At 67.5% G+C, this 20784-nt stretch carries 7 protein-coding genes and 1 pseudogene; 5 read left to right on the top strand and 3 right to left on the bottom strand.

The genetic code is table 11. The features are described from left to right. The 5 genes and pseudogenes from glgP to M8J73_RS45860 form a co-directional block, all read left to right on the top strand. A partial coding sequence (gene glgP / locus M8J73_RS43210) for an alpha-glucan family phosphorylase (protein WP_249829863.1) occupies positions 1-1831 on the top strand: 1831 nt, incomplete at its 5' end. 1652 nt (positions 1832-3483) lie between these two features. Further along, entirely contained in the window at positions 3484-6186 is a 2703-nt protein-coding gene (locus M8J73_RS43205) for a laminin G domain-containing protein (protein WP_240500891.1), read from the top strand. A 109-nt stretch (positions 6187-6295) separates the two neighbouring features. Then, a complete protein-coding gene (locus tag M8J73_RS43200) occupies positions 6296-13360 on the top strand; it encodes a polymorphic toxin-type HINT domain-containing protein (protein WP_055536786.1) in 7065 nt (2354 codons plus the stop codon). 132 nt (positions 13361-13492) lie between these two features. Then, positions 13493-13813: a hypothetical protein gene (locus M8J73_RS43195; RefSeq protein ID WP_157873023.1), complete on the top strand. Its 321-nt coding sequence runs from the start codon at positions 13493-13495 to the stop codon at positions 13811-13813. A gap of 641 nt (positions 13814-14454) precedes the next feature. Beyond that, a pseudogene (locus tag M8J73_RS45860) lies at positions 14455-15520 on the top strand (IS630 family transposase). 146 nt (positions 15521-15666) lie between these two features. On the opposite strand, the gene M8J73_RS43180 reads toward M8J73_RS45860, so the two are convergent. The 3 genes from M8J73_RS43180 to M8J73_RS43170 form a co-directional block, all read right to left on the bottom strand. Further along, positions 15667-16203, bottom strand: coding sequence for a DUF1990 domain-containing protein (locus M8J73_RS43180; RefSeq protein ID WP_249829862.1), 537 nt, complete (start codon positions 16201-16203; stop codon positions 15667-15669). Between the two features lie 72 nt (positions 16204-16275). After that, positions 16276-17937 (bottom strand): M4 family metallopeptidase, encoded by a 1662-nt coding sequence (locus M8J73_RS43175; RefSeq protein WP_055542131.1) that lies wholly within the window; start codon positions 17935-17937, stop codon positions 16276-16278. A gap of 305 nt (positions 17938-18242) precedes the next feature. Further along, entirely contained in the window at positions 18243-20318 is a 2076-nt protein-coding gene (locus M8J73_RS43170; RefSeq protein WP_055542130.1) for a M4 family metallopeptidase, read from the bottom strand. Between the last annotated feature and the right edge of the window lie 466 nt (positions 20319-20784).

Below are 20784 nucleotides of genomic sequence, written 5' to 3'. Positions count from 1 at the left end.
GTACTGCCGCCTCACCGGTCACGCCGCACCCGAGGTCTTCCACACCAACGAGGGCCACGCCGGCTTCCTGGGCCTCGAACGCATCGCCGAGCTCTGCGACGAAGGGCTCGACTTCGACGCCGGTCTGGAGGCGGTCCGCGCCGGCACTGTCTTCACCACCCACACCCCGGTCCCGGCCGGCATCGACCGCTTCGACCGGGAACTCGTGGCCCAGCACTTCGGCCCCGACGCCGAACTGCCCCGTATCGACGTCGAACGCATTCTGGGCCTCGGGATGGAGACCTACTCGGGCGGCGGCCCGAACGTCTTCAACATGGCCGTGATGGGCCTCCGGCTCGCCCAGCGCGCCAACGGGGTGTCCCTGCTGCACGGCCAGGTCAGCCGCGAGATGTTCTCGGGCCTGTGGCCGGGCTTCGACGCGGACGAGGTCCCCATCACCTCCGTCACCAACGGCGTGCACGCCCCGACCTGGGTGGCGCCCGAGGTGTTCCGCCTCGGCTCCCGGCAGGTCGGCGCCGAACGCACCGAGGACGCCATGACCGTCGGCGGCTCGGACCGCTGGGACGCCGTGGCCGAGATCCCCGACGGCGACATCTGGGAACTGCGCCGCAACCTGCGCGAGCAACTGGTGCTGGAGGTACGGGAACGCCTCGCCGCCTCCTGGCGCCAGCGCGGCGCGGGCACCGCCGAACTCGGCTGGATCGACGGCGTGCTCGACCCGGACGTCCTGACCATCGGCTTCGCCCGCCGCGTCCCCTCGTACAAGCGGCTGACGCTGATGCTGCGCGACCAGGACCGGCTGATGGAGCTGCTGCTGCACCCCGAGCGGCCGATCCAGATCGTCGTCGCCGGCAAGGCCCACCCGGCGGACGACGGCGGCAAGCGCCTCATCCAGGAGCTGGTCAAGTTCGCCGACGACCCGCGGGTGCGCCACCGGATCGTGTTCCTGCCGGACTACGGCATGGCGATGGCGCAGAAGCTGTACCCGGGCTGCGACGTGTGGCTCAACAACCCGCTGCGGCCGCTGGAGGCGTGCGGCACCAGCGGGATGAAGGCCGCACTGAACGGATGCCTGAACCTTTCGGTGCTGGACGGCTGGTGGGACGAATGGTTCCGGCCGGACTTCGGCTGGGCGATCCCCACCGCCGACGGCACGGCTACGGACGACGACCGCCGGGACGACCTGGAGGCCGCCGCCCTGTACGAGCTGCTGGAACAGCGGGTGGCGCCCCGCTTCTACGAGCGCGGCCAGGGCGGACTGCCCGACCGCTGGATCGAGATGGTCCGCCAGACCCTCACCCACCTCGGCCCGAAGGTGCTGGCCGGCCGGATGGTCCGCGAGTACGTGGACCGCCTGTACGCGCCCGCGGCGCGCGCCCACCGCGCGCTGAACCCTGACACGGCACGGGAGTCGGCGCGGTGGAAGGCGCGGGTCCGGGGCGCCTGGCACCGCGTCAAGGTCGACCATGTGGAGGCGTCGGCGGCGCCGACGAGCACCGCCGAACTGGGCGCCACGCTGATGCTGCGCGTCCGTGTGGACCTCGGGGAACTCGCCCCCGACGACGTCGAGGTGCAGGCGGTGTCGGGCCGCGTCGACTCCGAGGACCGGATCACGGACGCGGCGAGCGTCCCGCTGAAGCCGACCAGCGGGCCCGACGAGGAGGGCCGCTGGGTCTACGAGGGCCCCCTCGCCCTGGACCGGACGGGCCCCTTCGGCTACACGGTCCGCATCCTCCCGTCCCACCGCCTGCTCGCCTCCCCGGCCGAACTGGGCCTGCTGGCGGTGCCGTCGGAGGAGACGGGGGAGGGGGCGGGGGTACTGATGCGATAGCCGGGGCATCCGGCCGGGTGGGCCCGGCCGGTGTTCCGTTCGCCTTCGTGCCTCGTATGGGCCCCCGCCCGTACGGGGCGCAGCGCGGTCACGGCGCCCGGCCGGGCGCCGAGTAGACGTGTGACGGACAGGCCTTCTTCAACCTCAGCGGGTCGTTAATCCAGGTAATGGAGCGTGGCGGCGGCGAGATTGAATATTGGCGCATTTCCGATGTTGTGCCTTACCTCCACTGAAGTTGTTGAACCTTGATGTACTGGGTGTTCGTTGGGCCTCCGGGTCGATCCCGACGGCACCTTCTTTGCTTGAGTGCAACTTGGTGTATGGCCTGATCCGATCGCCCCACCGGCTCGCTGTGTGCAGAACGTGAAGATGGTTAGAGGCGTGGTAAGGGATTCCCCTGGCTGGTATCCGCGGCCGTTGTCGCAGTTGAGGGTATTCCCTTCACTTGATCTTGTGGTGCGGTTCACATTGACGCCGGGAGCTGACGCAGCGTTAACTCGCCGGGACCTATGAAGGTTCTGTGATTACGGGGTGGGGTCGTGGGTTTGGTGCGGGGGCGCCGTCATTTTCGGGTGCGAAGAAGCCGATCTCGGCGTTCCGTGGGCGGTATTTCGGCGGCCGTGACATTGCTGTCGCTTCTACCCGCCGTGTCGTTCGCGACTTCCGGCGAGGCCAGGGCGGATGCGTCGACGGCGTCGGTGACCGGGCTGTCGGCCTCGGAACGCGCCGCTGCCACGGGCGAGTCGGTCGAAGTGCTCTCCGAGCGGACCGAATACACGACGACCGTCGCGAACCCGGACGGCACCTTCACGCTCACACAATCGACGCAACCCCAGCGCGCGCGGGCTGACAACGGCACTTGGCGGGACATCGACCTGGAGTTGGAGAAGCGGTCCGACGGCATGGTCGGGCCGAAGGCCGCTGTGGTGGACGTGGCTTTCTCGGGCGGCAAGAGCGGCTCCCAGCTGCTGCGGCTGGGTCACGAGGGCCAAGAGCTGAGGATGGCGTGGCCCACCTCTCTGCCGGCTCCCACCCTGGACGGCGCCACCGCCACGTACACGAACGTCCCGGTCGAAGGCGTCGATCTTCAGATGACGGCGACGGCGGAGGGTTACCGCCAGGTACTGGTGGTGAGGTCCGCCGAAGCCGCCACCAGCTCGGAACTGGAGCAGATCAGCCTCACCGCGACGGGCGACGGTCTCAGCGTCGTACCCGGCGAAGGCGGTGGTCTCCGTGCTGTCGACGCCGACGGCAACGCCGTGTTCCGAGGGCCTGCCGGGCAGATGTGGGACTCGGCGGGCAACGACGCGGTGGCCGGACCACGAACGCAACTGATGTCCACGGCCACGGAGGATGAGGCACCCCAGACCCAGGCTGACGACTCCTCGCAGCCCGGTGAAGGGGACACCACGGCGGAGTTGCCGGTCGCCGTGGGCGGCGGCACCGTGTCCGTGAAGCCGGCCCTGGAACTGCTCCGCGGCCCGAAGACCGTCTATCCGGTCTTCATCGACCCGCCGGTGGGGCTGGGTGTGTCCGAGTGGACGAAGCTGTCCTCGGACGGCGACCGGTTCTGGAAGTTCACCGAGCCCAAGGGGGTCGGCCGCTGTGGCGTCGCGGACGGCTATGCCTGCGGTCCCGGCTACACGGACCGCATGTACTTCGAGTTCGGTGCCGGGAAACTGGCCGGCAAGCACGTGCTGGACGCGACGTTCCGCGCGTTGGAGACCTGGTCGTTCAACTGCACGCCGTACTGGGTGGACCTGGAGCGCACCGACAACATCTCGGAGGGCACCCGCTGGCCCGGCCCCAGGCAACTTGACCAGTTGGGGGACAAGTACGTCTCCGCTGGACGCGGCGATCTGTGCACCCCCGAACAGCCGAACAAGTGGATCGAGTTCAACGACAATCCCGGAGAGGCCGACGAGAACCTCACGTCCACGGTGCGGGCCTTCGCGGCCGGCAAGTTCCCCCGGCTGACGGTGATGCTGCGGGCCAAGGACGAGACCGAGCCGCGCGCGTGGAAGAGGTTCGACAACGACGCCGAGCTCAAGGTCCGGTACGTGCACAAGCCGGGGGTGCCGACCACTGTCGGTGCGATTCCGGGCACGGGCAGCAAGACAGGGCCGTGCCGTCCCTCGTCGGATCCCTTGACGGTGACCGTGGACACGCCATCCATCCACGCGCGGGTGCAGACGCTGGTCCAGCCGGGCGGGGACGAGACGACGCCGGCCTTGCAAGCCGAGTTCGTGATGCAGCGTTCCAGCGACGACACGCGCAAGGGGTCCTGGTCCCAGGTGTGGAGTGGGCACAGCCCGGAGAAGGGCTGGGCCACTGATGGGGATCTCGAGAAGATCACGACGAGCAAGAGGGCGGACGGGGGACTCTACCGGTTCCGAGCCCGCACCCAGTCCCACTGGAGCTACGACAACAGATCCGGCGATCTGTTCTCGCCGTACTCGTCCTGGTGCTACTTGAGGATCGATTCGACAGCTCCCAAGGCGCCGACGATCGCGACGGGCGGGCCCTACAGGGAATGCACGGCCAATGACTGTGCTTCCAACGGTGCTCCTGGCACACCCGGAACGTTCACCTTCCGCCCGAACACGGCTGACAAGGATGTGAAGGCCTACCGCTGGCGCTTCCTGTCCACGGGCGCCAGTGCAGTCAAGCAGGTGAATGCGGCCTCGACCAATGCGCCGGTGACACGCAAGGACGTCGCGCCCGGACTGTCCGGCACGCAGACATTGGCGGTCGAGGCCAGTGATCTGAAGCTGGACAAGGACGGCCGTGTGCGGTGGGGCCCACCGGCGGAATTCGTCCTCAAAGTGGGTCTGCCCGAGGGACCCACCGGCCGCTGGCGCTTCGACGACGGCAAGCCGGGGTCCGGCGTGACGGTGGCCAAGGACAGCGGCGAAGCCGGCATACGCCACAACATCGTTCTGCGTGACGACGCGGGCACCGGATGGTCGACGATGGGCCGCCGTGGGGCAGGCGACTACTCACTGTGGCTCAACGACAGCACCGACCCTGCCAAGCAGACGGGCTACGCGTCCACCGAGGGGGCCGCCGTCAACACCCAGGACTCGTTCACCGTGTCGGCGTGGGCGTACCTCACGGACGCCGCCGAGAACAGGACGGTCCTGTCCGCGCCTGGCGACCAGGGCTCCGCGTTCACGCTGTACTACTCGTCCGCGTACAAGAAGTGGGTCTTCAACCGGACGGACCAGGACAAGAAGGACCCCGTCTACATCCGCTCGGTGGCGGACGAGGCGAACCCTCCGTTGCGGGTCTGGACTCATCTGGCCGCGGTCTTCGACACCCAACAGGACGTCGACAAGGGCAACGACACCATTCAGCTCTACGTCAACGGCAAGCCGCAGGGCGAGCCCGTCGTCCTGGCCAAGGCGGCCGCCACCTACACGCCCTGGGCCGCCGATCGGAACACGATGCTGGGCGTTTCCAAGGTCGACGGTGCCTTCGGCGAGTACTTCCGGGGGCGTGTAGACGAGGTCGCGGTATGGCAGCAGGCGCATCAGCCCGAGCAACTCCGCGAGGAACACCAGCTCAAGGTGGACGAGGTGCCGACCAATGAACTGGTCGCCCACTGGGACGCCACGATCTCGTCGGGCACACAGGTCGCCGAGAGCCCCGAGGATCCCGACGACCCGGCCAGCACGTCGTTCCCGTACCGCCGCGGTGGTCTGAAGCTGTCCGGTACCGCCAGGCTGACAGGTGAGGACGCCACGGCTCTCGTGCTCGACGGCAGCTCCGGCTACGCGTCGATGACGGGACCGGTGATCGACGAGACCGGATCCTTCACCGTGTCCGCCCGCGTGCGTCTCGACAAGGCGCTGCTGGGCGCCAAACCGGTCGGCTATCGCGGACTGGTCGTCGGCCAGGCGGCCGGGGTGGGCAAGGAGTCCTCCTGGGCGCTGTGGGTGGAGAAGATCGAGGGCGGCGCCTATGAGTGGAGGTTCGGCCGGACAGCCGTCGACTCCACGGGCAAGGTGGTGGGGACCGCGTTCGCTGTCGCTCACGAGACCATCGGCGCCCACGAGTTCGACACGTGGGTCGATCTGACTGGTGTCTTCGACGTGACGAGGTCGTTCGGCGCTGCCGATGGAACGCAGCGTTTCGGGGTGTCCCAGCTGTTCGTCGGCCAGTTCCCGCAGAACGCGGAAGACGGCGGCCTCGAAGTCGAACAGCAAGGCGCGGGCGCTCTGTCGGTCGGCCGAGGCGCGGCGAACGGGACCACAGGGCATCACCTGCCGGGCGATGTGGCGAAGGTCCGTGTGTGGGTCGGCGCGATGACCAACGACCAGGTGAAGAACCAGATCACTGATCAGTCCACCTGACCGCTCCGGCGCTCCGCCCCCTCCCTGCCTTCTTCGGCCTCGTCGGCCTCCGATTCACAACAGCGAGCGGCCGCTCCCACGTGGCGCGGCCGTCGCCAGGAGACTTGTCATGAACCAGTTCATCGCGGGCCCGCCCGGAAGCGGGACCGCCACACCTGCCAGACGTGTGTGGACGCGGCGCATCGCCGCGCTGCTCGGCTTCGCCATGCTCCCGAGCCTGATGACTCCGGTCGTCTTCGCCGCGGACGTCGAACCGCTGGGCAGGCCGGACCTGGAAGCCCCGAAGGCTGCCGAGGTGTCCCCGTGGACCGTGCAGACGAACAAGAAGCTCGCTGCGCTCGGCAAGCAGATCGAGGCAGCCAACCGGGCCGCTGCGAAGCGGGGGAACAAGGACCGCGCACGCGTGGTGGACTGGCCCGACCACGGCTCGGTGACACTCTCCCTGTCCGGCCGTGGCAAGGCCAAGGGCACCCCTGGCTCACTTCCCGTGACCTTGACCGAGTCGAAGGCCGCCAAGGACGGAAGGCAGCCACGTACCGCCGATGCGGTCAAGGTCGAGGTCCTGGACCAGAAGGCGGCGAGGAAACTCGGCGTCAAGGGCGTGGTCCTCAAGGTCACCGGCCCGGCGACGGGCGGCCGGGCCCGACTTGACCTCGACTACTCGGCCTTCGCCTCGGCCTACGGCGGTGACTGGGCAGGCCGACTGAATCTGCTCAAGTTCCCCCACTGCCTGCTGGGGGACAGCGCCAAGGGCACGTGCCGTGCTCCCCAGCCCCTCGTGGCGGTGAACGACCGTGCCCAGGGGAAGCTGTCGTCGACGCTGACCTTCAAGGGCGCCGCCGGCAAGGCCCGGACGATGGTCCTGGCCGTCGCGGCCGGCTCCCAGTCCGGCGCAGGCGACTACAAGGCGACCCCCTTGTCGTCCTCCTCGTCCTGGGAAGCGGGCGGTTCGTCCGGCACCTTCACCTGGTCCTACCCGCTGCGGACCCCGCCTGCCGCGGCGGGTCCGGCGCCCGATCTGTCGATCTCGTACGACTCCGGGGCCGTCGACGGCCGTACCGCGAACTCGAACAACCAGGGCACGCAGGTCGGCGAGGGCTTCGACCTCACCTCCTCCTACGTCGAGCGCAAGTACGGGTCCTGCGACGACGACGGCCAGAAGGACAAGTTCGATCTGTGCTGGAAGTACGAGAACGCGTCCCTGGTCCTGAACGGCAAGGCCAGTGAGCTGGTCAAGGACGACACCACCAAGAGATGGCGCCTGAAGAACGACGACGCCTCCAGGGTCATCCACTCCTGGGGCGCGGACAACGGTGACGACGGCGACGCGAACACGGACCCCGACGGCGACCCGGTGACCGACGACGGCAAGGGCGACGGCAAGGGCGAGTACTGGACGGTCATCACCGGAGACGGGACCAAGTACGTCTTCGGCCTGAACAAGCTCGACGGCGCCGGCGCGGACGACCGCACGGAGTCCGTCTGGACCGTCCCGGTCTTCGGGGACGACTCGGGTGAACCGGGCCACAGCAGCGGCAGTGGCTTCTCCGGCCGGGACAAGAAGCAGGCGTGGCGATGGAACCTCGACTACGTCGAGGACACCCACGGCAACGCCATGAGCTACTGGTACGAGGCCGAGCGCAACCACTACGACATGCTCGGCGACGACACCACCGGCACCGAGTACGTACGTGGCGGCTACCTCAAGGAGATCCGCTACGGCCAGCGGAAGGGCGCCCTGTTCTCCGCCACCCCCGCCGCCTCCAACAAGGTCGTCCTCGGCTACAGCGAGCGGTGCATCGCGTCCGGCAAGGGCTGTGACGCCCTCACGGAGGACACCCGCGACAACTGGCCCGACGTACCGTTCGACGCGGTCTGCAAGAGCGGTGACAAGTGCACCGGCAACACCGGGCCCTCGTTCTTCACACGCAAACGGCTGACCGGCGTCACCACGTACGCCTGGGACGCGGCCGCCACCACTCCCGCCTACGCGGCCGTCGACGCCTGGTCCTTCCAGCACAGCTACCCGGACCCGGGCGACACGGGTGACTCCGCCGACCAGTCCCTGTGGTTGAAGCAGATCCAGCACACCGGTAAGCGCGGCACCGATCTGGCGCTGCCGCCGGTGACGTTGGAGCACACACTCCTCACCAACCGGGTCGACGGCCAGCACGACAACATCCTCTCCTTCGACAAGCCGCGTCTGAAGAAGATCACGTCCGAGGCCGGCGCCGAGACGGTCGTGTCGTACATGGAGGCCGACTGCGTCCACGGGCAGGCCATGCCGAAGGTCGACGACAACGACAAGCGGTGCTACCCGGTGTACTGGGCGCCCAACGGCGAGAAGACCCCGATCCTCGACTGGTTCCAGAAGTACCCGGTCACCTCCGTCACCACCTCGGCGCCCCACGGTGGCAGGGAAGCCGTCCGGCACACCTACCGCTACTCCACCCCGGCCTGGCACTACGACGAGAACCCGTTCGTCCCTGAGAAGGAACGGACCTGGTCGCTCTGGCGCGGCTTCCAGCGCGTCACGCACATCACGGGCACCAGCGGCACCGATCAGCTGAAGACGACCACGGTGTACATGCAGGGCATGAACGGTGACCGGGTCCTCGGCTCCGACAACAGGACGCCGCACCCGGACAACCGCAAGTCGGCGTCGGTGACGGGTATCTCGGCGGGTGCGGTCACGGACCGCGACCAGTACGCCGGATCCGTCCGCGAGACGGTCACCTACAACGGCTCCGAAGAGGTCTCCGGGACCGTCAACACCATGTGGTCCAGGAAGACCGCGGTCCAGCACAAGTCGTACGCCGACACCGAGGCCTACATGGTCAGGGTCGCCGACTCCACCGACCGCACCCGTGTGACGAGCACGGGCACCGCCGTGGACCGTTCCCGTACGACCGCCTACACGTACGACGACCACGGCATGGTCAGCACCACCGAGGACCAGGGCGACGGGGCGGTCACCGGCGACGAGAAATGCACCCGCACCTGGTACGCCCGCAACGCCGACAACGGCATCAACTCCCTGGTGTCACGCACCCGCACGGTCGCCAGGACCTGTGCCACCGCGGACTCGGCCCTCGACCTGCCGGCGGACAGCAGCCGGCCCGGTGACGTCGTCTCGGACGCGGCGACGCTATACGACGACGCGACGGCCACGGCATGGACGGCGTCCCAGAAGCCGACGAAGGGCGAGGCCGTCTGGACGGGCCGCGCCAAGTCCTACGGCAGTGACGGCGCGCCGGCCTGGCAGAAGATGGCCACCACCACGTACGACGCCCTGGGCCGCCCACGTACCGTCAAGAACACCAACGACAAGACGGTCTCGGACACGACCTACGTCCCGGCGGGCACCGGCCCGATGACGTCCAGCAGCGCCACCAACCTCAAGGGCCACAAGACCACCACCAACGTGGCGTTCGCGACCGGCGCCCCCGTGAAGGTGAGTGACCCCAACGACAAGATCACCGAGACGGAGTACGACAGCCTCGGCCGCGTCACCAGCGTCTGGCTGCCCAACCGGTCAAAGACCCGCAAGCAGACGGCGAACTTCGTCTACGCCTACAACATCACCAACTCGGGCCTTTCGTGGGTGTCCACCGGCGCCCTGAAGGGCGACGGGACCGGCTACAACACCACCTACGAGTTCTACGACAACCTGCTGCGCCTGCGGCAGGTCCAGACCCCCACTCCGGTCGGTGGCCGCCTCGTCTCACTGACGCTGTACGACAGCCGAGGCCTGGCGACCAGCGCGCAGGGAGACATCTGGGACGACAAGTCGGCCCCCTCCGGCTCCGCGGTCCAGACCGAGGGCAGCCAGGCTCCGATCCAGACCGACACGACGTACGACGGTGCCGGCCGCGCCACGAAGACGGTCACGAAGACGCATGGCGTGACCCGCTGGAGCGTCGACACGACGTACACCGGGGACACGGTGATGGCGACCGCTCCCTCCGGCGGTCAGGCCACCGCCGTCGTCACCAACGCGCTCGGCCAGACGACCGAGCGTCGTGAATACGCCGGCTCCAAGCCGACCGGCACGGACTACACCACGACCAAGTACACGTACACGGACGCCGGACAGCAGGAGACCATCACCGGCCCCGACAAGGCCAAGTGGTCCTACACGTATGACCTGTTCGGCCGCCAGGTGGCCGCCACGGACCCCGACAAGGGCACGAGCAGGACGACTTACGACTCTCTCGACCGCGTCGACAGCACCTTCAACACCGAGGACGCGGACAAGAAGCTCCTCTACGGATACGACGAGCTGAACCGCAAGACCGGCCTGTGGCAGGGCGAGAAGAAGGACGCGAACCAACTCGCGGCCTGGACCTTCGACTCGCTGTACAAGGGACAGCTCGACACCGCGGTCCGCTACGACGGCGGCCTCACGGGCAAGGCCTACACGAAGAAGATCACGAAGTACGACCCGATGTACCAGGTCATGGAGAGCCAGCTCCTCCTGCCCAAGACGGACGAACTGGTCGCGGCGGGCGTACCGGAAACCCTGAGCTTCGCCACGGGGTACCGCCCGGACGGCACGATCAGCATGGCGTCCCAGCCGGCGGCGGGCGGCCTCCCCTCGGAGTCCGTCGAGTACACCTACGACGCGACCGGCCATCAGCTCACGTCCAGGGGCACGAGTGGCTACCTGCAGGGGGCGACGTTCTCGCCGCAGGGCGACCTCAGGCAACTCGCCCTGGGCAAGAGCGGGGCGGACACGGCGAAGAAGATGTTCCTCAACTGGGACTACGAGCCGGGCACACGCCGTCTGACCCGCGCCCACGTGACCGACGACGTCCACGGCTACATGCCGCAGGAACTGAAGTTCACCCAGGACGACGCCGGCAACGTCACCTCGATCTTCGACGCGACGACCCAGGGCGGTACGACCAAGCCCGACCACCAGTGCTTCACCTACGACGGCCACCGCCGCCTGACCGAGTCCTGGACCCCCAAGACCGCCGACTGCGCAGCCTCCGGCCGCACGGTGTCGAACCTCGACGGCGCGGCCCCCTACTGGACGTCGTACACGTACACCGACGCCGGTCAGCGCAAGACGGAGACCAAGCACTCCGGCACCGGCGACAGCACCACGACGTACACGTACGACGACACGACCGAGGCCGGTGACAAGAAGCCCCACACCCTGGACAACACGTCTGGCGCCAGGACCGCGACGTACGACTACGACGTGCACGGCAACACGACGTCCCGACCGGGACCTGCCGCTCAGCAGAGCCTGCTCTGGAACGGCGAGGGCAAACTGGCCAGGACGACCGAGGGCTCGGCGCAGACGAGCTACCTCTACGACGCCGACGGGGAACTGCTGATCCGCCGAGCGAAGGGCGACGGCGACACGATCCTCTACCTCGGCGGCATGGAGGTCCGCCTCACGGTGAAGGGCACCACCAAGACCCTCTCCGGCACCCGCTACTACACGGCCAACGGCCAGACGATCGCGGTCCGCACGGCGGCCTCGGGTACGTCGGGTACGAAGCTGAGCTTCCTGGCCTCCGACCACCACGGCACGTCCAGCCTCGCCATGGACGCGACGACGTACGCGGTCACGAAGAGGTACATGACCCCGTTCGGCGCCTCACGCGACCTGAAACCGGGCGTCACCTGGCCGGACGACAAGGCGTTCCTGGGCAAGCCGGCGGACGCGGGCACGGGGCTGACGCACATCGGGGCGCGCGAGTACGACCCGGCGCTCGGCCGGTTCATCAGCGTCGACCCGCTCCTCAGCCTCGACCAGCACCAGTCCCTCAACGGCTACACCTACGCCAACAACACTCCTGTCACGGCCAGCGATCCCACAGGATTGGAAAGCTGCGGGGTGAACTACTGCTCCGGCAGCAACGGGACGTACGACACGTACAAGCCGGCCAAGGATCCGGCATCCAACTGCTACGGCAGCAAGAACGCGAACTGCGGTCTCCCCCGTGGGGGCGGCAAGGGCGGGTCCGGCGGAACCGCAAGCACCAACAGCGGTGGAAACACGGGAAGGCCGGTCGTCCAGAACGTCCCCATACCGACCGAGGAAGAACTCACCGCACGTGGAGCGATGATCTTCGGCAAGACGTACGACGTCGCGCTCCACGAGTGGATGGTGGGCATCTGCCAGAACAGCCACAGCGGTGACGGCTATCAGGGCTTTTGCTCGTCAGTGCACAAAGCCGGCCTGCTGGAGCCCCTGGGGAATGATCCCTTCGGAGTTCAGGCCAACATCAACTGCGCTACAGGCAAGGGTGACTGTGTAGAAGCGGTGGTCACAGACATCCTCTACCTCGTGGGCCTGGGCCTCAGCCGACTGGCCGCGCGCTCGGCCGCGGTGGAAGCGGCTGCCGCAGGGAGAACCGTGGGAGGCGGGTCAGTCAGTCGTACCCTCCGTGCTCTCGGATGCAAGTGCTTCCTCGCTGGCACTGACGTCCTCATGGCAGACGGAACGACCAAGAACATCGAAGACGTCGAACTTGGTGACAAGGTGCTGGCCACCGACCCGGAAACTGGTGAAACCGGGCCTCGAGAGGTTACGCGGCTCATCAGGACCGAAGACGACAAGTTCTTCAACGAACTCTCTGTCGCCACATCGGACGGCGTCGAGAAGCTCACTGCGACGCACGAGCACCCGTTCTGGTCCCCGTCCGAACACGACTGGACCGCAGCAGGCAAGCTCAAGCCGGGCATGACCCTGCTCACCGATGACGGCGACACGGTGATCGTCACCGGAAACAGGGCCTACGGGCAGCATGCGACTACGTACAACCTGACTGTCGCTGACCTGCACACGTACTATGTACTTGCGGGCGAAACGCCGGTGCTGGTGCATAATGCCGGTGGTAATGGGCCGGAAGTTCCGGGTATCATCCAGCAGCGCATTGCAGAAATTCTGGCCGGGCAAGCGCAGCCAAGGCTGAATGGTGATCGCACGGGCCCTGACAGGTTTGAGGTGAGAACGGGCCGCAACAACCCGACCCCCGGCGCGCACGCGCGAAAGTGGGGCCCTTCATCTCCAGGTGCCGACGATGCGGCATTGATCTACGACATGGGTGACGGTGAGAATAGATATCGGATTCTCGTGAACCGGCACGGTGACGTCGGTTGGGTAGACAACCACAACTACCGAAACATTAGAGTTTACACGCCGGGATGCTAATCTCGTGAGAGATTCGCTCGACTTCGCCGGATGAATTAATCGTTGTGTTCTGCGTGAGGTCGGCCGGATGATTCTGGCCGACCTCACGCGCGCGTCACATTGTCCACGCATATCAACTGTTTGGAGCCTTGGGTGGAGCGGATTACCGAAGATCAGATTGCACGGCTGGTCTCGTTCGTATATGCAAGAATCTCGGATGCTGATTCGCTGCAAGAAGAGGCGCGTCGCACCGTGACCGCCTTGCGTCTGGTTGCCGATAAGCAGGTTGCTGCCGTTCGCTATTTTCGGGCCTCTCCCTCTGGCGGTGCTGCTATAGCTGAGCATGCAAATGCCTCATGGAATCTTCTCGTCTCTATCGCGCGTATTTGGCGGGACCACTCCGAGTTTCCGATCGACGCCGCGATGGAGACGTTCGACTTTGATGCTGAGAGCCCTCTCATGCCGACAAAGTAGGCCGCGATTCGCCGGTGGTTGCGCACGAATATTCGATCACTTCGGATCCGCATGGATCGATTCGAACAGGGTGCCTCATCATTTCAAGCATGCTGCTGACTTCGGGATCACTGCGAAGGAGAGTAAAGCGAGCAAGCAGGCATTCGTGAACACTTTGGAAGGCTTCGTCAAGGGTCCAGGGACGTCCAGATTGCGGGAGCGTATCGCGGGACGCCTCCCCGCCACTACGTGGATTTCAATACTGGGCGTCACGTCTCGGTGGACATGAAGTCGGGCGAGATGCTTGGTGCCTGGAGATCGAATGTGACTTCAGACCAGTTCTGGTACCTGACATGCAAGGGAAGCTGTAGATGGCGACTTTGGAGCCGTTCCTTGTACTCACGGAGGCCGTTTCCGAAGGGAGGATCTCTCCTTCGGAGTTCTCTCTTGTCAGTCTTCCCTTGTACAAGGGGTGCGGTGGACCGTATCCGTCTGCCGAGCAGTATCAGGCGGCGACAGATCTCTTCTATGTCGCGCATGACTACTCAACTCCGGCTTCGGAGACGGCGGCTAGCGCCGAACCACCTCATTGTGTTACTGAGGTTGAACTCGTGGAGTCGTAGGGGCTGACGACTCATCACCCGTGCGGTATCACCGAAGGCATGCGGTATCCACAAGGGGGCGGGCTGACCGCCGAACGGCAGCAGTTCCGCGAGGAGTTACGGCTCAAGGCGGCCGAGAGGTTCGCCCAGGGTGAGGCGAGCTCGGCGATCGCGAAGGACCTGCGGGTCAGTGTCCGGTCGGTGCAGCGGTGGCGGCAGATGTGGGACGAGGGCGGCCCGCGGGCTCTGCGGTCGCAGGGGCCGGCGTCGCTTCCGAGACTGAGCCAGAAGCAATTTGCCCAGCTGGAGGCGGAGCTGGCCAAGGGGCCGGCCGCGCATGTCTGGGAAGACCAGCGTTGGACGCTGGCGCGGATCAGGACAGTGATCGGCCGGCGCTTCCACCTGACCTACACGATTCAGGGTGTGCGCAAGCTCCTGGTGCGTAATGGCTGGTCCTGCCAGTCCCGGCCCGACGGGCCATGGAACGGGACGACGACGCGGTCGCGGGGTGGGTCAAGGAGGTGTGGCCGTGCGCGGAAGACTCGCGGCGGCCCGTGGAGCCTGGCTTGTCTTCGAGGACGAAGCCGGCTTCTCCATGACGCCGCCGCAGGCGAAGACCTGGTCGCAGCGCGGCCGAACCCCCGTGGTGCGAGTCCGAGGCCGTTCCCGCAGACGAGCGTCGATCGCCGCGCTGACCTGCTACAAACCCGGCCACCGGTCCCGGCTGATCTACCGGCCGCGCCAGGACGACGGCCGGCGCGACGGCCGCAAGAGCTTCTCCTGGCGCGACTACCGCGACCTGCTGATCGCCGCACACCAGCAGCTCGGCGGCCCCATCGTGCTCATCTGGGACAACCTCAACGTCCACAAGGCCGCCGATCTGCGGGAGTTCGCCGAAGCCCGGGACTGGCTGACCATCTACTACCTGCCGCCCTACGCACCCGACCTCAACCCCGTCGAAGGGATCTGGTCACTCCTGCGACGCGGCTGGCTCTCCAACGTCGTCTTCTCCACCCCCGAACACCTCGTCCAGCGCATCCGACACGGCCTACGGCACATCCAGTACCGCACCCATCTCATAGACGGCTGCCTCGCCGAGACCGGCCTGACCGTCAGCCCCGCCTGACCAAACAGCACGACATCACGAGTTCAACCGCAGTAGCCGTTGTCAATGAGCGGCGGCAGGACTCGGGTCGGTGTTCTCAGCGGAGTACAGTCGGCGTCTCACCGGCAGGCTGAGGGGTGCGCCGATGGGGTGGGGCGCCTGTGGGGTCACTCCTTCGGATCCCCCGCCAACCCCCGCAGCACCACCCCGCACCGCCGTGCGTACGCGTGCTGCAGGCCGCGTGTCGCCGCGCCGCCCGCCCGTGCGTACCACTTCGCCGGGCGGCTGAAGGCCGTCACCGTCAGCCAGACCGTGCCGTCGCCCGTGCGGGCGACCACGAAGGATTCCTCGCCGGATTCGGGGTGGCCGGGGAGCGTGCCGTAGGCCCAGCCCTTGCGGCGGGGCTCGTCCACGGTCCAGACGACGCGGCAGGGGGCCTTGATGACGCCGCCCAGGGTGACCGTGACGTCGACGCCCGGCGCGGCCTCGGGCGCGTCCGTGTGGAGGCCCACGCCCAGCGCGCGGTGCATCTCCCAGGTGAGGACCGCGTGCGCCGCCCGTTCGAACAGGTCCGTGCCCTCGCCGAGGCGGGTGCGGACCTGCATCTCGTGGAAGCCGGGCGGGCAGCGGCCCTCGCGGGTCGCGCCGACGGCCTCGTAGGTGAAGCCGTCCGGGAGGGGGTGTGAGCCGTCGGTGTGGGACATGGGGCCAAAGCCTAGGGCGGTACCCGGAGTCGCCTTCCCTCCGGGTACCGCCCCCACACAGGCCGCGATGTGCTACGCGGTCACGTTGACCGCCGCCCACGTGGCGTTCACCGCGTTGTACTCCGCGCTGCCGGAGCCGTACAGGTCACGCGCCGCGTTCAGGGTCGCCGTGCGGGCGCCCTTGTAGTTGGTCGTCGAGGTCATGTACGTGGTCAGCGCCTTGTACCAGATCTGGACGGCCTTGGCGCGGCCGATGCCGGTGATCGTGGCGCCGTTGGAGGTGGGGGAGTTGTAGCTGACGCCGTTGACGGTCCTGGCGCCGCTGCCCTCCGACAGCAGGAAGAAGAAGTGGTTCGCCGGGCCCGACGAGTAGTGCACGTCGAGGCTGCCCAGGGACGACGACCAGTAGTTGGCCGACGAGCCGTCCTTGCTGGGCTGGTCCATGTACCGCAGCGGGGTGCCGTTGCCGCGGATGTCGACCTTCTCGCCGATGAGGTAGTCGCCCGGGTCTTTGGTGTTGTTCGCGTAGAACTCGACCGCCGTGCCGAAGATGTCGGAGGTGGCCTCGTTCAGACCGCCCGACTCGCCGGAGTAGTTCAGGCCCGCCGTGTTGGAGGTCAGACCGTGGGACATCTCGTGGCCCGCGACGTCCAGCGAGGTCAGCGGCTTGACGTTGCCGTCGCCGTCGCCGTACGTCATGCAGAAGCAGCTGTCGGACCAGAAGGCGTTGACGTACGCGTTGCCGTAGTGGACGCGGGAGTACGCGGCCACGCCGTTGTTCTTGATGCCGTTGCGGCCGAGGACGTTCTTGTAGAAGTCCCAGGTGACCTGCGCGCCGTAGTGGGCGTCCACCGCGGCGTTCTGGTCGGTGGAGGAGCTGGAGGCGCTGCCGGTGCCCCAGATGTCGTCCGCGTCGGTGAAGAGCGTGCCGGCGGATGACGACGTGGAGCGGGCCTTGTTGTACGTCTTGTGGCTGCCGCGCCCGGCGTCGGTCAGGTTGTACGTCGAGCCCGACTTGGTGGTGCCGAGGGTGACCTGGCCGTTGTACTGGCTGTTGCCGGTACCGGTCTGGACGGCCTCCCACTCGTACAGCTTCTTGCCGGTCTCCGCGTCGGTGATGACGTGGAGCTCCTGCGGGGTGCCGTCGTGCTGGAAGCCGCCGACGACCGTCTCGTAGGCGAGGGCGGGCTTGCCGCTCGCGGCCCAGACGACCTTGCGCGGGGCCTTGTCGGCCGCGGTCTTGCTGGAGCCCTCGGCCTTGGCGGCCTTCAGCGCCTGCTTCTCGGCGGCGGCCTTCGTCACGTCCGCGGTGAGGTCGGCGACCTTCACGGTGGCCTTCGTCGCTCTGGTGACGCTCTTGACGGCGCCGGCCTTGGTCTCGTGGACGACCAGGTCGCCGCCGAGGACCGGGAGGCCGCCGTAGGTGCGCTCGTAGCGGGTGTGGACCGTGCCGTCCGCGTCCTTCAGGACGTCACGGACGACCAGTTCCTCCTTGGCGCCGAGACCTATCTCGTCGGCGGTCTCGGCGGTGGCCGCGTCCGCCTTCTTGATGAGGGCCGTGCGCGCGGCCGGCGTCAGCGCGACCGGTGCACCGGCGGACCGGGCCTTGTCGGCGGCCGGCGCGGGCTGGGCGGTGGCGCCGGTGGTCAGACCGGTGGTCAGCAGGGCACCGGCGGCGACGGCGGTCGCGATGGCCAGCGTGGTCCGCTTATGACGCGCGTAGAACGGAGTCACTCATGCTCCTTGGTGGGGGAGACCGGTGCGGCGTGGGGTCGCCGTCCGGTGAACTGAAGTTACGAGTGCGGCGGTTGAGTGAAGAGTGACACCCGGACGCGTACATGTCAGGAGGTTCAAGTGATGTTGGCCGAAAGTCAACTGTCCAGAAATGTTGCCGCTCTGTAAATCCGCTTCGAACGAGGCAAAGGGCGGATCAAGTGCCCCCCGGAGAACGGCAAAGCGAGCGCCGCCCCGGGGGCGGAATCCCCCGGGGCGGCGCCGTGTTGGTTCAGGCCCTGTATACGAAGGGCTTGCCCTGTTCCCTACGGGAACGTCAGCTTCCAGCTGTTGATGTAGCCGGTGTCCCGGGCCGCGTTGTCCTGGACCCTCAACTGCCACACGCCGTTGGCGACTTCGGAGGACGCGTTCACGGTGTACGTGGTGTTGATGTTGTCCGAACTGCCGCCGGTGCCGTAGGCCTTCAGCGTGTACGCCGTGCCGTCCGGGGCGACCAGCTGCACCTGGAGGTCACCGATGTAGGTGTGGACGATGTCGACCGCCACCGCGAGGTTCGACGGTGCGTTGCCCGTTCGGCCGGAGACGGTGATGGGCGAGGTGACCGCCGCGCCGTTGTCCGGAATCGATACGTCGGCCGTGTTCTCGAACGACGTGCCGCCGCCCCCGCCGCCACCGGGCCGCGAGCCCACGTTGACGGCCGCCCACGCGTTCTGCACCGCCGTGTACTCGGCGGACGTGGTGCCGTACAGGTCGGCGGTCGCCGCGAGGGTGTGGGTGCGGGCCGACGCGTAGTTGGTGGTGGAGGTGAACTTGGTGGTCAGCGCGCGGAACCAGATCTTCTCCGCCTTGTCCCGGCCGATGCCGGTGACCGGCAGGTTGTCCGAGGTGGGCGAGTTGTAGCTGACGCCGTTGATGGTCTTGGCGCCGCTGCCCTCCGACAGGAGGTAGAAGAAGTGGTTGGCCGGACCCGACGAGTAGTGCACGTCGATCGAGCCGATGCCCGAGTACCACGCGTCCTTGGACGAGCCGTCCTTGCTCGGCTTGTCCATGTAGCGCAGCGGTGTGCCGTCGCCGTTGATGTTGATCTCCTCGCCGATGAGGTAGTCACCGACGTCGGAGCTGTTGTTCGCGTAGAACTCGACCGTCGAGCCGAAGATGTCGGAGGTGGCCTCGTTCAGACCGCCGGACTCGCCCGAGTAGACGAGGCCGGCCGTGACCGACGTGAGGCCGTGGGACATCTCGTGCGCCGCCACGTCGATCGACGTCAGCGGGTTGGCGTTGCCGGAGCCGTCGCCGTACGTCATGCAGAAGCAGCCGTCCTGCCAGAACGCGTTGACGTAGTTGTTGCCGTAGTGCACGCGGGAGTAGGCGCCGACGCCGTCACCGCGGATGCCGCTGCGGCCGTGCACGTTCTTGTAGTAGTCCCAGGTCAGCGCCGCGCCGTAGTGGGCGTCGGCGGCGGCCGACTCCAGGTTCGACGGGCTGCCGTTGCCCCACACGTCGTCCGGGCCGGAGAACAGGGTGCCGGTGCCGGACGTACCGCGGTTCAGGTTGTACGTCTTGTGGTTGCCGCGCGCGCCGTCGGTGAGGTTGTACGTCGACCCCGACTGCGTGGTGGTGAGGTTGACCGAACCGGAGTACACCGTGTTGCCGGTGCCGGTCTCGACCGCCTCCCACTCGAACAGCTTCTCGCCGGTCCGGGCGTCCGTGACGACGTGCAGCTCCTGCGGGGTGCCGTCGTGCTGGAAGCCGCCGACGACCGTCTCGTACGCCAGGGTGGGCTTGCCGCTCGCGGCCCAGATCACCTTGCGCGGGGCGCGGTTGATCTCGGCGTCCTTGGCGTGCTCGGCCTTCGCCGCGCCGAGCGCCTGCTTCTCGGCCTTCGCGGCGGCGAGGGTCGGCTTCAGCGAGGCAACCTTGATCGTGGCCTTGGTGGCCTTGACGACGCCCTTGGTCGTGCCCGCCTTCGAGGTCTCGACGACCAGGTCGCCGCCGAGGACCGGGAGGCCGTCGTAGGTCCGCTCGTACCGGGTGTGCACGGTGCCGTCGCGGTCCTTGACCACGTCACGGACGACGAGCTTCTCCTTGACGCCGAGGTTCAGCTCCTTCGCCGTCTCCGCCTTGCCGGCGTTGGCCTCGCGTATCAGCTCGGCCCGCTGGGAGGGGCTGAGCTTGAGGGAGACGGCGCCCTTGCCCGCGGCCGACGGTGCCTTCTCCGGGGCGGCGGTGGCGGCGCCCGACTGGACGGCCGCGGCCAGCAGGGCGCTGACGGCGACGAGCGCGCCGGTGGCGACGCGTCGCTGGGTGGAACGGGAACGGACGTCGCTCGTGTGGGAGGTGCGTCTGTGGGACTGGCGTCTCAACACTGACTCCTTCTGCATGGCCGCGGTTCGCGCGGCCAGGGGAGACCGGGCGGTTGGTGGCCGCCCGGGCAGAACAAGGGGTGGAACGCGAACACCACATGCGTGGGAGGTGCTCCGCGGCACGGCGGGGGGAGCTTGTGAGGTTGCTGTGACGCGGATGTGGGCAGCGTGGCAGGAGATCGCGCCATCTGTCAGGAGCGCGTCAACAAGTTGGCCGGAAATCGTCCGTTGACCGGAGGGTCATGTTCGATATACGGGTTGTTGGCTGAACCGTCGACCAAGCGGGCGTCGGCTGGGGGCGGCCGGGGCCGCGTCAGACGGGACTTTCGCAACACGCCCTAGAAGGCTCATGAAGATCTTGGGTTCTGGCCCTGCCGCGTCAGCGGCAGGGCCAGACTCGTCTTGTGGCGATGGGTGAGTGGGTCGGCGAGACGGTCGGGCCAGACGTGTGGGAGACGTGCCGGGGTCTGATCCCGGCCGGGAG

Origin of the sequence: Streptomyces neyagawaensis (assembly GCF_023516595.1) — a bacterium.
GTDB lineage: Bacteria > Actinomycetota > Actinomycetes > Streptomycetales > Streptomycetaceae > Streptomyces > Streptomyces neyagawaensis.
The sequence above is the reverse complement of the archived record's forward strand: the minus strand, read 5'-3'. Positions and strand labels throughout refer to the sequence as shown.

Bases quoted from the DNA above. Each gene is read 5' to 3' on its own strand.
- M8J73_RS43205 (WP_240500891.1), top strand. From the start codon at position 3,484: ATGTACTTCGAGTTCGGTGCCGGGAAACTGGCCGGCAAGCACGTGCTG.
- M8J73_RS43200 (WP_055536786.1), top strand. From the start codon at position 6,296: ATGAACCAGTTCATCGCGGGCCCGCCCGGAAGCGGGACCGCCACACCT.
- M8J73_RS43180 (WP_249829862.1), bottom strand. From the start codon at position 16,203: ATGTCCCACACCGACGGCTCACACCCCCTCCCGGACGGCTTCACCTAC.
- M8J73_RS43170 (WP_055542130.1), bottom strand. From the start codon at position 20,318: ATGCAGAAGGAGTCAGTGTTGAGACGCCAGTCCCACAGACGCACCTCC.